At 53.6% G+C, this 15,791-nt stretch carries 13 protein-coding genes; all 13 read right to left on the bottom strand.

The window, feature by feature from the left end; translation table 11 throughout:
* Positions 1–137: GTP-binding protein (locus tag BLT77_RS19600; RefSeq protein ID WP_245710006.1), on the bottom strand; the 137-nt coding region annotated here is incomplete at its 3' end.
* Between the two features lie 59 nt (positions 138–196).
* On the bottom strand, positions 197–2,296 hold the full coding sequence (gene fusA / locus BLT77_RS19595) for an elongation factor G (RefSeq protein WP_090368495.1): 2,100 nt from the start codon (positions 2,294–2,296) through the stop codon (positions 197–199).
* An 80-nt stretch (positions 2,297–2,376) separates the two neighbouring features.
* Positions 2,377–2,847, bottom strand: coding sequence for a 30S ribosomal protein S7 (rpsG, locus tag BLT77_RS19590; protein WP_028115022.1), 471 nt, complete (start codon positions 2,845–2,847; stop codon positions 2,377–2,379).
* 82 nt (positions 2,848–2,929) lie between these two features.
* Complete coding sequence (gene rpsL, locus BLT77_RS19585; RefSeq protein ID WP_028110710.1) at positions 2,930–3,304, bottom strand: 30S ribosomal protein S12; 375 nt, start codon at positions 3,302–3,304, stop codon at positions 2,930–2,932.
* Positions 3,305–3,556: 252 nt separating this feature from the next.
* Positions 3,557–7,756, bottom strand: a complete 4,200-nt coding sequence (gene rpoC / locus BLT77_RS19580) for a DNA-directed RNA polymerase subunit beta' (protein WP_090368497.1) — start codon at positions 7,754–7,756, stop codon at positions 3,557–3,559.
* Positions 7,757–7,835: 79 nt separating this feature from the next.
* Positions 7,836–11,864 carry a DNA-directed RNA polymerase subunit beta gene (gene rpoB / locus BLT77_RS19575; RefSeq protein ID WP_090368493.1) on the bottom strand — a complete coding sequence of 1,343 codons (4,029 nt, stop codon included), beginning with the start codon at positions 11,862–11,864 and terminating at the stop codon, positions 7,836–7,838.
* A 231-nt stretch (positions 11,865–12,095) separates the two neighbouring features.
* The gene (gene rplL, locus BLT77_RS19570; protein ID WP_028115019.1) at positions 12,096–12,461 is read right to left on the bottom strand and encodes a 50S ribosomal protein L7/L12; all 366 of its coding nucleotides are present in this window, start codon (positions 12,459–12,461) and stop codon (positions 12,096–12,098) included.
* Between the two features lie 50 nt (positions 12,462–12,511).
* Entirely contained in the window at positions 12,512–13,015 is a 504-nt protein-coding gene (rplJ, locus tag BLT77_RS19565) for a 50S ribosomal protein L10 (RefSeq protein WP_028115018.1), read from the bottom strand.
* A 235-nt stretch (positions 13,016–13,250) separates the two neighbouring features.
* On the bottom strand, positions 13,251–13,955 hold the full coding sequence (gene rplA, locus BLT77_RS19560; protein ID WP_028115017.1) for a 50S ribosomal protein L1: 705 nt from the start codon (positions 13,953–13,955) through the stop codon (positions 13,251–13,253).
* Between the two features lie 4 nt (positions 13,956–13,959).
* On the bottom strand, positions 13,960–14,388 hold the full coding sequence (rplK, locus tag BLT77_RS19555) for a 50S ribosomal protein L11 (RefSeq protein ID WP_090368491.1): 429 nt from the start codon (positions 14,386–14,388) through the stop codon (positions 13,960–13,962).
* Between the two features lie 115 nt (positions 14,389–14,503).
* Positions 14,504–15,049 (bottom strand): transcription termination/antitermination protein NusG, encoded by a 546-nt coding sequence (gene nusG / locus BLT77_RS19550; protein ID WP_028115015.1) that lies wholly within the window; start codon positions 15,047–15,049, stop codon positions 14,504–14,506.
* 3 nt (positions 15,050–15,052) lie between these two features.
* A complete protein-coding gene (secE, locus tag BLT77_RS19545) occupies positions 15,053–15,424 on the bottom strand; it encodes a preprotein translocase subunit SecE (RefSeq protein WP_090368489.1) in 372 nt (123 codons plus the stop codon).
* A 229-nt stretch (positions 15,425–15,653) separates the two neighbouring features.
* On the bottom strand, positions 15,654–15,791 hold a 138-nt coding region (locus BLT77_RS19540; RefSeq protein WP_090368487.1), incomplete at its 5' end, for an EF-Tu C-terminal domain-related protein.

Here is a 15,791-nt window from a genome sequence, read left to right as displayed (position 1 = left end):
TCTTTAGCTTCACCACCGTATACTTTAGCCAGTACGTTGGTGATAGCAGCAGTCAGAGTGGTTTTACCGTGGTCAACGTGGCCGATAGTACCAACGTTAACGTGCGGTTTCGAACGTTCAAATTTTTCTTTAGACACGTCGTGTTCCTTTCAATGTTCAAAGGACTCGGAAAGACATTAATCCGAGTCTAAGTGAATTAGCCTAGTCGGCCATCGATTACAGCTTGAGCTACGTTTTGCGGTGCTTCGTTATACTCCAGGAATTCCATGGAGTAGGAAGCGCGACCTTGGGTAGCGGAACGCAGATCAGTAGCATAGCCAAACATTTCAGCCAATGGCACCTTAGCGCGGATGATTTTCAGTCCCGCAGGACCATCATCCATACCGTCGATCATACCGCGGCGACGGTTTACGTCACCTACGACATCACCCATCCAATCTTCTGGAGTGGTAATCTCTACCTTCATCATCGGCTCGAGCAGAACCGGATCGGCTTCCAGGGCACCTTTTCTGAAGCCCATGGACCCCGCGATCTTAAACGCCATTTCGTTGGAGTCAACATCGTGGAACGATCCATCAAACAGGGTGACTTTTACGTCCAGCATTTGATAGCCGGCCAGGACACCCATGTCCATCTGTTCTTTACAGCCTTTTTCCACTGCAGGGATGTATTCGCGAGGAACCGCACCGCCCACAATTTCGTTGACGAACTCAAAGCCTTCGCCCGTTTCGTTCGGCTCCATCTTCAGCCATACGTGACCGTATTGACCGCGACCGCCGGACTGACGAACGAACTTACCTTCCACTTCCACCTTAGAGCGGATCGTTTCACGGTAAGCGACCTGAGGTTTACCAACGTTACAATCAACGCTGAACTCACGTTTCATTCGATCAACAATGATATCAAGGTGCAGCTCACCCATACCAGAGATTAGGGTCTGGCCGGATTCTTCGTCGGATTCCACACGGAAGGACGGATCTTCGGCAGCCAGTTTGCCCAGGGCAATACCCATCTTCTCTTGGTCAACCTTAGTACGAGGCTCGACCGCGATCTGAATGACCGGCTCAGGGAACTCCATACGCTCCAGCACCACCTTGTGGTTTGGATCGCACAGGGTGTCACCTGTGGTGCAGTCTTTCAGACCGATTGCTGCTGCGATGTCGCCGGCGCGAACCTCTTTCAGTTCTTTACGATCGTTAGAGTGCATCTGCACGATACGACCGAACCGCTCTCGTTTCTCTTTAACGGAGTTGAAAACGGTATCGCCGGTGCTCACCACACCAGAGTAAACGCGGAAGAAAGTCAGGGTACCAACGAAGGGGTCGGTCGCGATCTTAAACGCCAACGCCGAAAACGGTTCGTTGTCGTCTGAGTGGCGCTCGACTTCGTTCTCACGTTCGTCGAGACCTTTAATGGCTGGCACGTCAATGGGGGCGGGCAAGAATTCGACCACTGCATCCAAAACTGCCTGTACACCTTTGTTCTTAAATGCAGAACCACAGGTGGCCAGGACAATTTCATTGTTCAGGGTACGAGTGCGCAACGCCTGCTTGATCTCCTGCTCGGACAGTTCACCCTCTTCCAGGTACTTATCCATCAGCTCGTCGGAAGCTTCTGCAGCAGCCTCGACCAGATACTCCCGCCATTCCGCGGCCTGGTCGGCCAGCTCGGCAGGGATCTCGTCGTAGCTAAAGGTCATGCCCTGGTCCGCTTCGTTCCAGTTAATGGCCTTCATCTTGATCAGGTCGATTACGCCTTTGAATTCGTCCTCGGCACCGATATTCAGCTGGATAGGCACACAAGTGGCTCCCAGTCGATCACGGATTTGCTCGACAACGCGTTCAAAGTCTGCGCCGGCACGGTCCATCTTATTGACGAACACCATGCGAGGCACGTGGTATTTGTCAGCCTGACGCCATACGGTTTCAGACTGAGGCTCAACACCAGAGGAACCACAGAAAACCACCACTGCACCGTCCAGTACACGCAGGGAACGCTCTACCTCGATGGTAAAGTCCACGTGTCCGGGGGTATCGATGATGTTTACGCGATGCTCAGGATACTGACCTTCCATACCACGCCAGAAGGTGGTGGTCGCAGCAGAGGTAATGGTAATACCACGCTCCTGCTCCTGCTCCATCCAGTCCATGGTTGCGGCGCCATCGTGTACTTCACCGATTTTGTGAGACAGCCCGGTATAAAACAGCACCCGCTCAGTGGTGGTGGTTTTACCGGCGTCAACGTGAGCGCAGATACCAATGTTGCGGTAGCGCTCTAGTGGAGTTGTACGAGCCACGATTTCTTCCTCTCACCCGGAACCAGGTTCCGGGAAAAATGCAAAACAGGCGCAGCACATATCGTGCTGCGCCGGCAAGCTTACCAACGGTAGTGGGCAAATGCCTTGTTGGCTTCGGCCATACGGTGAACGTCTTCACGCTTCTTAACCGCAGAACCTTTGTTGTCGGATGCGTCAAGCAGTTCACCTGCCATACGCAGAGCCATCGATTTTTCGCCACGCTTACGAGCAGCTTCCACCAACCAGCGCATGGCCAGGGTGTTACGACGGACTGGACGAACTTCAACCGGCACCTGATAGGTTGAACCACCTACACGACGAGATTTAACCTCGACGGCTGGGCGGATGTTTTCCAGTGCAGTCTCAAACATTTCGATGTGGTCTTTACCGGATTTGGCAGCAGCCGCTTCCAGTGCACCGTATACGATGCGCTCAGCAGTAGACTTTTTGCCGTCCTGCATAACCACGTTTACAAATTTAGCTAACAGCTCAGATCCGAACTTAGGATCCGGCAGAATTTTACGTTGACCTACGACGCGACGTCTTGGCATGGGAATTCTCCGATTGCTTCAGGTATATCCAAAACAGGATGTACGAAATTAAAGTTGCTTGGCCTTACTTAACGGAGAACCATTAAGACTTAGGACGCTTGGCACCGTACTTGGAACGGCCTTGGCGACGATCACTCACGCCAGCGGTATCCAGAGCGCCACGAACGGTGTGGTAACGCACACCTGGCAAATCTTTTACACGACCGCCACGGATCAGAACAACAGAGTGCTCTTGCAGGTTGTGACCTTCACCACCGATGTAGGAAGTCACTTCGAAGCCGTTGGTCAGGCGAACACGGCACACTTTACGCAGTGCAGAGTTCGGCTTCTTAGGGGTGGTGGTGTACACACGAGTACATACACCACGTTTTTGTGGACACGCTTCCAGAGCCGGAACGTTAGTCTTTACGACTTTCGATTGGCGAGGCTTGCGTACCAACTGGTTAACAGTAGCCATTGATTACTCCAATTGATGTTTACTACTCATTTTCAGGTGCGAAAAATCGATCCCAAAAAAGGGGACGCGGAATTTTAAGCACCTAGTGAGCGGGTGTCAAGATTTAGCCAATGTGTTTAGCCTTTCGCAGCGAAATAAATCCCTACGAAGCCCCACATTTGCCCTGAACAGGGTTTCTGCCCTCTTGACCGACCACTCAAAACAACAAAGGGGCGCCGAAGCGCCCCTTTTCTGTACCTTCAACTAAGAGGCTTAGTCGTCCGCTGCATTCAGCAGGTCGGCCAGGTTCTGCTCCGCTTCGGAAGCAGTCACCACCGGAGCCACCGGCTCCTCTTTGGCGTTACGCTGCTCGTGATAAGCATAGCCCGTACCCGCAGGAATCAAACGACCCACGATGACGTTCTCTTTCAGACCGCGCAGGTCGTCTTGCTTGCCACTTACCGCCGCTTCGGTCAGCACTCGAGTGGTTTCCTGGAAGGAAGCCGCAGAGATGAACGATTCGGTGGCCAGCGAGGCCTTGGTGATACCCAGCAGTTCCAGCTCAAAGGTGGCAGGCTGCTTGCCTTCGGCCAGCAGGTCACGGTTAATGATGTTAACCCGTGCCACTTCTGCCTGTTCACCTTCCAGCAGGTCGGAATCGCCGGCGCTGGAGATGATGCACTTACGCAGCATCTGGCGAATGATCACCTCGATGTGCTTATCGTTAATCTTCACGCCCTGCAGACGATACACTTCCTGAACTTCGTTGACGATGTAGTTGGCAACGGCACGGACGCCACGCAGACGCAGAATGTCGTGCGGTGCTTCCGGACCATCGGCGATCACTTCGCCACGCTCCACTTTTTCACCTTCAAACACGTTCAGGTTACGCCACTTAGGAATCATCTCTTCGTATGGCTTGGCACCATCGTGAGGAGTGATCACCAGGCGACGCTTGCCTTTGGTCTCTTTACCGAAGGAGATGGTACCGGTGATTTCAGCCAGAATCGCAGGCTCTTTCGGCTTACGGGCTTCAAACAGGTCGGCCACTCGTGGCAGACCACCGGTAATATCCTTGGTACCACCGGATTCCTGAGGAATACGGGCCAGGGCATCACCAACGTTAACCGGTGCACCATCTTCCACACCAACAATCGCTTTGCCGGACAGGAAGTACTGTGCCGCCACTTCGGTGCCAGGGATCAGGATGTCGTTGCCGGAGGCATCGAGCAGCTTAACCGCAGGACGCATCTCTTTACCGGCGCTGGTACGCTCGTTCGGATCCAGGATCTCGATACGGCTCAGACCGGTCAGCTCATCGGTTTCCCGCTTCATGGTCACGCCGTCGATCATGTCAACGAACTTAATCTGACCTTCCGCTTCGGTGATGATTGGGTGCGTGTGCGGATCCCAGTTGGCGATGATGTCACCGGCGGCAACCGCCTGATCTTCGCCTTTCTCCAGAACGGCACCGTACGGCAGTTTGTAACGCTCTTTCTCACGACCCAGGTCGTCGATGATCGCCAGTTCGGTTGAACGGGAGGTCACAACGATCTTGCCTTCGGAGTTGGTTACGAACTTGGCGTTATGCAGCTTGATGCTACCCGCGTTCTTCACCTGTACGTTGCTTTCTGCGGACGCACGCGATGCCGCACCACCAATGTGGAAGGTACGCATGGTCAGCTGGGTTCCCGGCTCACCGATGGACTGAGCGGCAACCACACCAATGGCCTCGCCCTTACCAACGATATGGCCGCGGGCCAGATCGCGACCGTAACAGTGGGCACAAACGCCAAAGTCGGTCTCACAGGTAATCACGGAGCGCACCAGAACTTCGTCCACCGAGAACTCTTCGAGGATGTCACACATCTTCTCGTCGAGCAGGGTGTTACGAGGCAGCAGCACTTCGTCTTCGGTACCCGGCTTGATCACGTCCTTGGCGATGACTCGACCCAGTACACGCTCACGCAGCGGCTCAACCACATCACCGCCTTCAATCAGCGGCTTAACGGTCAGACCCTCTTCGGAACCACAATCGCTCTCGATGATCACCAGATCCTGGGCCACATCCACCAGACGACGAGTCAGGTAACCGGAGTTCGCGGTCTTCAGTGCGGTATCCGCCAGACCTTTACGAGCACCGTGAGAGGAGATGAAGTAATCCGCTACCGACAGACCCTCTTTAAAGTTCACTTTAATCGGGGTTTCGATAATGGAGCCATCCGGCTTGGCCATCAGGCCTCGCATACCGGCCAGCTGACGAATCTGAGCCGCACTACCACGAGCGCCGGAGTCGGCCATCATGTAGATGCTGTTGAAGGAGCCCTGCTCTTCCTCTTCGCCATCACGGTTGATAACGGTTTCGGTTTTCAGGTTTTCCATCATCGCCTTGGAGACTTTCTCGTTGGCGCTGGCCCAGATGTCGATTACTTTGTTGTAACGCTCACCTGCGGTTACCAGACCTGCCTGGAACTGTTCCTGAATTTCAGTCACTTCCTCTTCGGCAGATTCGATAATGGTCTTCTTGGCTGCTGGGATCACCATGTCGTTGATACCTACGGAGGTACCGGACAGAGTGGCGTAATGGAAACCGGTGTACATCAGCTGGTCAGCAAAGATGACGGTCGGCTTCAGACCCAGAATACGGTAACAGCTGTTCAGAACGCCGGAGATCTGCTTTTTGCCCATATCTTTGTTGATGTGGTCAAAAGACATGCCGTGCGGCAGGATCATAGACAGAATGGCACGACCAACGGTGGTATCGATGATCTTGCTCTCTTCTTTGATCTCACCATCTTCGGTCTTGTAGGAATCATTGATTCGTACTTTAACTCGAGCGTGCAGAGCCGCGGTCTTGGTGCGGTAGGCTTTCTCTGCTTCCTCAACGGAAGCAAACACCATACCTTCACCCTTGTCGTTGATCTTCTCACGGGTCATGTAGTACAGACCCAGTACCACGTCCTGAGACGGTACGATGATAGGATCACCGGAAGCAGGCGACAGGATGTTGTTGGTAGACATCATCAGGGCGCGGGCTTCAAGCTGGGCTTCCAGAGTCAGCGGTACGTGTACCGCCATCTGGTCACCATCGAAGTCAGCGTTGTACGCCGCACAGACCAGAGGGTGCAGCTGAATCGCTTTACCTTCAATCAGTACAGGTTCAAACGCCTGGATGCCCAGACGGTGCAGAGTTGGTGCACGGTTCAGCAGTACCGGGTGCTCACGAATCACTTCGTCGAGAACGTCCCATACTTCCGGAACTTCACGCTCTACCATCTTCTTGGCAGCTTTGATGGTGGTGGCCAGGCCACGACCTTCCAGCTTGCCGTAGATGAAAGGCTTGAACAGTTCCAGAGCCATCTTCTTAGGCAGACCACACTGGTGCAGGCGCAGAGTCGGACCTACGGTAATCACCGAACGGCCAGAGTAATCCACACGCTTACCCAGAAGGTTCTGACGGAAACGACCCTGCTTACCCTTGATCATGTCGGCCAGGGACTTCAGAGGACGCTTGTTAGAACCGGTAATGGCGCGACCACGACGACCGTTGTCCAGCAGCGCGTCTACAGATTCCTGCAGCATACGCTTTTCGTTGCGGACAATGATGTCAGGGGCAGCCAGATCCAGCAGGCGCTTCAGACGGTTGTTACGGTTAATCACACGACGGTACAGATCGTTCAGATCCGAGGTCGCGAAACGGCCGCCGTCCAGCGGTACCAGTGGACGCAAATCCGGTGGCAGAACTGGCAGAACCGCCAGAATCATCCACTCCGGCTTGTTGCCGGACTGGTGGAAGGCTTCCATCAGCTTCAGGCGCTTAGTCAGCTTCTTACGCTTGGTTTCAGAGTTGGTTTGAGGCAACTCTTCGCGCATTTCGTTGATTTCAGCTTCCAGATCGATGGCACGCAACAGTTCCAGGATCGCTTCGGCACCCATGCGGGCATCGAACTCATCACCGTGCTCTTCCAGGGCATCCAGGTACTCCTCTTCGGTCAGCATCTGACCCTTTTCCAGAGAAGTCATGCCGGTTTCGATCACTACGTAGCTTTCGAAGTACAGCACACGCTCGATGTCGCGCAGAGTCATGTCCAGCAGCAAACCGATGCGGGACGGCAGTGATTTCAGGAACCAGATGTGGGCAACCGGGCTGGCCAGCTCGATGTGACCCATACGCTCACGGCGCACCTTGGTCTGAGTTACCTCAACACCACATTTTTCACAGATAACACCACGGTGCTTCAGGCGCTTGTACTTACCGCACAAACACTCATAGTCTTTTACCGGGCCGAAGATACGCGCACAGAACAGGCCGTCGCGCTCAGGCTTGAAGGTACGGTAGTTAATGGTTTCCGGCTTCTTAACTTCACCGAAAGACCAAGAGCGGATCATGTCTGGAGACGCCAGACCGATCTTGATACCGTTAAACTCTTCAGACTTGTTCTGCTTCTTCAGAAACTGGAGTAAGTCTTTCACGTTCATCTCCTAGTGGAGGTTTAACTTCGGTGCCCCGCCCGCAGGCGGGGCACACTTAAGTTCCGCGTCAGCGGATGGCTTATTCCTGGTCCAGCTCGATGTTGATACCGAGGGACTTGATCTCTTTCAACAGTACGTTGAAGGATTCAGGCATACCAGGCTGCATGGAGTGGTTACCGTCAACGATGTTCTTGTACATCTGGGTACGACCGTTCACGTCATCCGACTTCACAGTCAACATCTCCTGCAGAGTGTAAGCGGCACCGTATGCTTCCAGTGCCCACACTTCCATCTCACCGAATCGCTGACCACCGAACTGAGCCTTACCACCCAGCGGCTGCTGAGTAACCAGGCTGTAAGAACCGGTGGAACGAGCGTGCATCTTGTCATCAACCAGGTGGTTCAACTTCAGCATGTACATGTAACCTACGGTTACAGGACGTTCGAAGGAGTCACCGGTACGACCGTCATACAGGGTGATCTGACCGGAGTTCGGCAAGTCAGCCAGGGCCAGCAGGTCCTTAACTTCGGATTCCTTGGCACCATCGAATACCGGCGTGGCGATTGGCATACCACCCTGCAGGTTCTTCGCCAGACGAATCACTTCTTCGTCGGTAAAGGTGTTCAGGTCAACCACTTGCTGAGTCTCGCCCAGGTCATACGCCTGCTGCATGAAGTCACGCAGTTCGGCCACGGCCTTCTGCTGCTCCATCATGGCGGTGATCTTGGTACCGATACCACGTGCTGCGGCACCCAGGTGAACTTCCAGAATCTGACCGATGTTCATACGCGATGGTACACCCAGCGGGTTCAGTACGATGTCCACCGGAGTACCGGTTTCATCGTGTGGCATGTCTTCAACAGGAACAATGGTGGAGATTACACCCTTGTTACCGTGACGACCGGCCATCTTGTCACCAGGCTGGATGCGACGCTTAACGGCCAGGTACACCTTAACGATCTTCAGAACGCCAGGCGCCAGATCATCACCTTGGGTGATCTTGCGACGCTTGATCTCGAACTTCTTATCGAACTCGGCACGCAGCTCTTCGTGCTGCTCGGCCAGCTGCTCCAGCTGAGTCTGCTTGGATTCGTCGTCCAGAGGCAGTTCCAGCCACTTGGCGCGATCCATCTTCTCCAGCTGAGCTTCGGTCATGCCGGAGTTCAGCAGCAGGTTACGAGCACGGTCGAAGACGCCATTTTCCAGGATGCTGAACTCTTCAGTCAGATCCTTCTTGGCTTCTTTCAGCTGCATCTCTTCGATCTCGATGGCACGCTTGTCTTTTTCCACGCCGTCGCGGGTAAAGACCTGGACATCGATAACGGTACCGAACACAGAGTTAGGTACACGCAGAGAGGAGTCCTTCACGTCGGACGCCTTCTCACCGAAGATGGCTCGCAACAGCTTCTCTTCTGGAGTCAGCTGAGTTTCACCTTTCGGAGTCACTTTACCCACCAGGATGTCGCCAGGCTTCATCTCGGCGCCTACGTATACGATGCCGGACTCGTCCAGTTTGGACAGCGCGGATTCGCCTACGTTAGGAATATCGGCAGTGATCTCCTCGGAGCCCAGCTTGGTGTCACGAGCAATACAGGACAGTTCCTGAATGTGGATGGTGGTCAGGCGATCTTCCTGAACCACGCGCTCGGACAGCAGGATGGAATCCTCGAAGTTGTAACCGTTCCAGGTCATGAACGCGACGCGCAGGTTCTGACCCAGTGCCAAATCACCCAGGTCGGTGGACGGGCCATCGGCCAGTACGTCGCCACGGGTTACCGGCTCACCAACGTTACAGATAGGACGCTGGTTGATGCAGGTGTTCTGGTTAGAACGGGTGTACTTGGTCAGGTTGTAGATGTCGATACCGGCTTCGCCTGGTACCAGCTCATCTTCATTCACCTTGATCACGATGCGGCCGGCATCGACGTAGTCCACTACGCCGCCACGTTTGGCCACTTCAGTTACACCGGAGTCGATGGCGACGTTGCGCTCCATGCCGGTACCGACCAGAGGCTTGTCGGCCTTCAGTGTCGGAACGGCCTGACGTTGCATGTTCGCCCCCATCAAGGCGCGGTTAGCATCATCGTGCTCCAGGAATGGAATCAAGGACGCCGCCACAGATACGATCTGCTGCGGAGAGATATCCATGTACTGAATCTGATCGGCACTCTGGAAACCGGACTCGCCCTTGTGACGGCTGGCGATCAGCTCGTCCTGAGGAAGGCGGTTGTTTTCGTCCAGGGCGGCGTTCGCCTGTGCAATGATGAAGTTACCTTCTTCAATGGCGGACAGGTAATCGATCTCTTCGGTGGCCACACCGTCAACAACGCGACGGTAAGGGGTCTCCAGGAAGCCGTACTCGTTGGTACGAGAGTAGCTCGCCAGGGAGTTGATCAGACCAATGTTTGGACCTTCAGGGGTCTCAATCGGGCACAGACGGCCGTAGTGAGTCGGGTGTACGTCTCGAACTTCGAAACCGGCACGCTCACGAGTCAGACCACCAGGACCCAGGGCTGAGATACGACGCTTGTGGGTCACCTCAGACAGCGGGTTGTTCTGGTCCATAAACTGGGACAACTGCGAGGAGCCGAAGAACTCTTTCACCGCCGCCGAAATTGGCTTGGCGTTGATCAGGTCCTGAGGCATCAGGCTGTCCAGATCACCCAGAGACAGACGCTCACGTACTGCACGCTCAACCCGAACCAGACCAACACGGAACTGGTTCTCGGCCATTTCGCCTACGGAACGGATACGACGGTTACCCAGGTGGTCGATGTCATCAACTTCGTCCAGGCCGTTACGGATCTCAATGATCTTCTTCATAACGGTGACGATGTCGTCTTTGTCCAGGATGCCGGCACCAGTGGACTCTTGACGGCCCAGGCGACGGTTGAACTTCATGCGACCAACAGTGGACAGATCGTAGCGCTCTTCAGAGAAGAACAGATTCTGGAACAGGGCTTCCGCCGCGTCACGTGTTGGTGGCTCACCCGGGCGCATCATGCGGTAGATCTCAACCAGAGCTTCCATACGCTCTTGGGCTGAATCTACTTTCAGGGTGGTGGAGATGTAAGCACCGTGGTCCAGGTCGTTGGTGTACAGAGTCTTGAAGGACTTGATACCAGACTGGGACAGCTTGGCCACGTCTTCCAGGCTCATCTCCTGGTTAGCGGCAACCAGCAGTTCACCGGTAGCTTCATCTACGTAATCTTTATCGACAGTCTTGCCTACCAGGTACTCAACTGGCACTTCCAGTTCAGTCTGGCCGGCTTTGTCCATAGCGCGGATATGACGGGCGGTCACACGACGGCCGGTTTCAACCACGACGTTACCTTCGGCATCTTTGATGTCGAAGACCGCAGTTTCACCACGCAGGCGCTCTGGAACCAGAGCCATAACCAACTTGTCCTTCTTGATGGTGAATTCCACCTTCTCGAAGAACATCTCCAACATCTCTTCGGTGCTGTAACCCAGCGCGCGAAGCATGATGGTAGCCGGCAGCTTACGACGACGGTCAATACGAACAAACAGGTTGTCCTTTGGATCGAACTCGAAGTCCAGCCAGGAGCCGCGGTAAGGGATAACACGAGCGTTATAAAGAACTTTACCGGAAGAGTGCGTCTTACCACGGTCGTGGTCGAAGAACACACCCGGGCTACGGTGCAGCTGGGAAACGATAACACGCTCGGTGCCGTTAATGACAAAGGTGCCATTCTCGGTCATCAGCGGGATGTCACCCATGTACACTTCTTGCTCTTTGATGTCTTTAACCGCACCGCCGGCTTCTTTGTCCATCAGAACAAGGCGCAGCTTTACTCGCAGAGGCGCGGAGTAGGTAATGCCACGAATCTGGCACTCTTTAACGTCAAATACAGGCTCGCCCAGCTTGTAACTTACGTACTGCAGCTCGGAATAACCGGAGAAGCTTTTGATCGGGAAAACACTGCGGAAAGCCGCTTCCAGACCACGCTCACCCTCGGCATCCTGCTCCAGGAAGTTTTGGAACGAGTCCAGCTGGATCGACAGCAGGTAAGGGATGTCCAGTACTTTTGGACGCTTACCAAAGTCCTTGCGGATGCGTTTTTTTTGAAAATCGGAGTAAACCATTTGGTTCCTCTTCTCGCTCTATGGTGACCCATCTGAGCCCACTCGACTTGCAACACGCCACTCTCGGGGTGCAAGAACCCAACCAGTAATCTCTGTCAGGTCCGCGATCCTATGATCGGCGACAAACGGTGGGAAGTTTGTCAGCGCTATTTATAGCGCAAAAAGGCCGGTGGTTAAAAAACCACCAGCCTTACCTAAGCCGAAGCTCAGGCTCGTAAGCTATAGGATAGCTTACTTGATCTCAACAGAACAACCGGCTTCTTCCAGTTGAGCTTTCAGACCTTCTGCTTCTTCTTTAGAAACAGCTTCTTTAACAGCTACTGGAGCAGCTTCAACCATGGCTTTGGCTTCTTTCAGGCCCAGGCCGGTTGCGCCGCGAACAGCTTTAATAGCACCAACTTTGTTAGCGCCAGCGCCGGTCAGCATTACGTCAAATTCGGTTTGCTCTTCAGCAGCAGCAGCTTCGCCGCCACCAGCTACAACTGCAGCAGCAGCAGATACGCCGAACTTTTCTTCCATAGCTTCGATCAGCTCAACAACGTCCATTACGGACATTTCAGCTACGGCTTCGATGATTTGGTCTTTAGTGATAGACATTACTAACAATCCTAATAAATTAGTTTAAAAAGTTTAAGCAGCGAGCCGAATTAGGCAGCTTGCTCTTCTTTTTGAGTACGCAGAGCAGCCAGAGTACGAACCAGCTTGCCAGCAGATGCTTCCTTCATGGTCATCATCAGCTGTGCAATTGCTTCGTCGTAAGTTGGCAGCTTCGCCAGACGGTCAATTTGCTCGGCAGGGATCAGTTCCCCTTCGTAAGCTAGTGCTTTAACTTCGAACGCTTCTTCTGACTTAGCGAAGTCTTTGAACAGACGCGCTGCAGCACCTGGGTGCTCAGTAGAGAATGCGATCAGAGTTGGACCACTGAATGCGTCGGTCAGGCACTCGAAAGGAGTACCTTCAACAGCACGCTTGGCCAGGGTGTTACGCACTACGCGCATAACAACACCAGCTTCACGAGCTTCTTTACGCAGAGCAGTCATGCTGCCTACGGTAACGCCGCGAGAATCGGCAACTACAGCAGACAGAGCACCGTTGGCAGCTTCGTTGACCTCAGCGACAATTGCTTTCTTGTCTTCGAGTCCTAATGCCATTGGCTTTTACTCCTGGATTCCACCTAGGCTGTGACACCTAGAAATTAACAACCCCATCTCTGGGGAGCGATACGGTGGTAAGGTTCCAGAAGATTAAAAATCTTCTTAGGTCCTGTTGCACCGTCTACGTAGGGAATTAAGCCTCGCGGCACCTACGGTCTTGGACGAAAGCCAGTCAAACTGGCTTCGACCTATAGGGCGCAAAATTATACGGATAATTTCGCGCCCTGTAAACTTAAGCGGTCTGAGTTTCCAGAGACGCCTGGTCTACGGTAACACCGGCACCCATAGTAGTAGACACAGCTACTTTCTGGATGTACTGACCTTTAGCAGAAGCAGGCTTGGCCTTCTTCAGAGCGATCAGCAGGCTTTCCAGGTTTTCTTTCAGCTGTTCAGCGTCGAAAGAAACCTTGCCGATGGTGCTGTGGATGATGCCGTTCTTGTCGGTACGGTAGCGAACCTGACCCGCTTTAGCGTTTTTAACCGCTTCAGCAACGTTAGGAGTCACAGTACCAGTCTTAGGGTTAGGCATCAGGCCACGTGGACCCAGGATCTGACCCAGCTGACCAACAACGCGCATTGCATCCGGAGAAGCAACAACTACGTCGAAGTTCATTTCGCCTTTCTTAACCTGTGCAGCCAGCTCTTCCATACCAACGATGTCGGCACCTGCTTCTTTAGCAGCTTCGGCGTTAGCGCCTTGGGTGAACACAGCAACGCGCACTTCACGACCGGTACCATGTGGCAGTACGGTAGCACCACGTACGTTCTGGTCGGATTTACGTGGGTCAACGCCCAGGTTTACAGCAACGTCAACGCTCTCAACGAACTTGGCAGTAGCCAGTTCTTTCAGCAGAGCAACGGCTTCGTTGATTTCGTACTCGCGAGTAGCGTCAACTTTCTCGCGGATAACGCGCATGCGCTTAGACAGTTTAGCCATCGTCTTATCCCTCAACTACCAGGCCCATGGAACGAGCAGTACCAGCAATTGAACGCTTCATAGCTTCAATATCGGCACCAGTCATATCAGCAGCCTTGGTCTCAGCAATCTCTTGCAGCTGAGCGTCGGTTACTGTACCTACCTTCTCGGTGTTCGGACGACCGGAACCGGACTTCAGGCCAGCAGCTTTCAGCAGCAGAACTGCAGCTGGTGGAGTCTTGGTTACGAAGGTGAAGGAACGATCTGCGTATACAGTGATAACAACAGGAATCGGCAGACCTTTCTCTACCTTGTCAGTACGGGCGTTGAACGCCTTACAGAATTCCATGATGTTCACACCGTGTTGACCCAGAGCTGGACCTACTGGTGGTGACGGATTCGCAGCACCGGCTGCTACTTGCAGCTTGATATAAGCTGTAACTTTCTTAGCCATTTTCTATACCTCATTTGGGTTCTAGCGTCAGGTTCACTGACTCCCCGTGAAAAAGGGGCAGCGGATTATATACAAATACGCGACCCCTCAACAAATTTTTTTGTCGAATTTCTGATCAGGACTTTTCGACCTGAGAGAAATCGAGTTCTACCGGAGTGGAACGACCAAAGATCAGCACCGACACTTTCACACGGCTCTTCTCGTAATCCACCTCTTCAACGGTACCGTTGAAGTCGGCAAACGGTCCGTCATTCACCCGTACCACTTCGCCCGGCTCAAACAGAGTGCGCGGACGTGGAGACTCGGTGGACTCCTGCAGACGGTTAAGGATAGCGTTAGCTTCCTTTTCGGTAATTGGAGCCGGACGGTCTGAGGTGCCGCCGATGAAGCCCATTACACGTGGTGTGTTACGCACCAGGTGCCAGGAAGCGTCATTCATCTCCATTTGAACCAACACGTAGCCTGGGAAGAACTTGCGCTCACTCTTACGACGTTGGCCAGCACGCATCTCCACAACCTCTTCGGTAGGTACCAGTACCTCACCGAACAGATCTTCCATACCGTGCATTTTGATATGCTCTAACAGAGTCTTGGCCACACGTGACTCAAAACCAGAGAAAGCCTGCACCACGTACCAGCGCATGTTTTGTTCTTCAGACATGTATTAAACCCCAGTGATAAAGCCGACCAAACGAACCAAGATCGCGTCCAGGCCCCACAGCACCAACGCCAGAATTGCGGTAACCGCAAAAACGATCAACGTGGTCTGCATGGTTTCCTGACGGGTTGGCCATACAACCTTTCGAACTTCCTGGCGAGCATCCTGAGCAAATTCCCAGGCTGTCTTGCCTTTAACTGTTGTGGCTGCGATGCCCAGGCCCGCTGCAATCGCAACGACAACACCAATGGCACGAATCAAAACAGAGACACTATCAAAATAGTAGTTTCCGACAACGGCGGCCAGTAAAACCAGCACGACCACACCCCATTTCAGGGTATCCAAGGAGCCACCTTGATTTTCAATATTGGTACTCATTACAACAATCCCGTCTACCAGTGAACTATCCAAAGTTCGCCGTTGTTGCGATGACAGCCTGCCAGAGTATGGATCCACTGACCGCTGGGTGAGCTACCACACCCCGGCTACCACCGTTAAAAAAGCAGCCCTAGATTCTATTCATTCTGCATAGCGCTTACAAGCCACACAGCCAGACAAATGCAAAAAGGGCGCCTTTAGGCGCCCTTTTTTAGCTGAGAGCAGAGTTTTACTCTACGATCTTAGCTACAACACCCGCACCAACGGTACGACCACCTTCACGGATAGCGAAGCGCAGGCCTTCGTCCATCGCGATTGGGCAGATCAGGGTAACAACCATCTTGATGTTGTCACCTGGCATTACCAT

It is taken from the genome of Ferrimonas sediminum, assembly GCF_900100175.1.
In the GTDB taxonomy this organism is placed as follows: Bacteria; Pseudomonadota; Gammaproteobacteria; order Enterobacterales; family Shewanellaceae; genus Ferrimonas; species Ferrimonas sediminum.
This window is presented reverse-complemented; position numbering and strand designations above follow the sequence as displayed.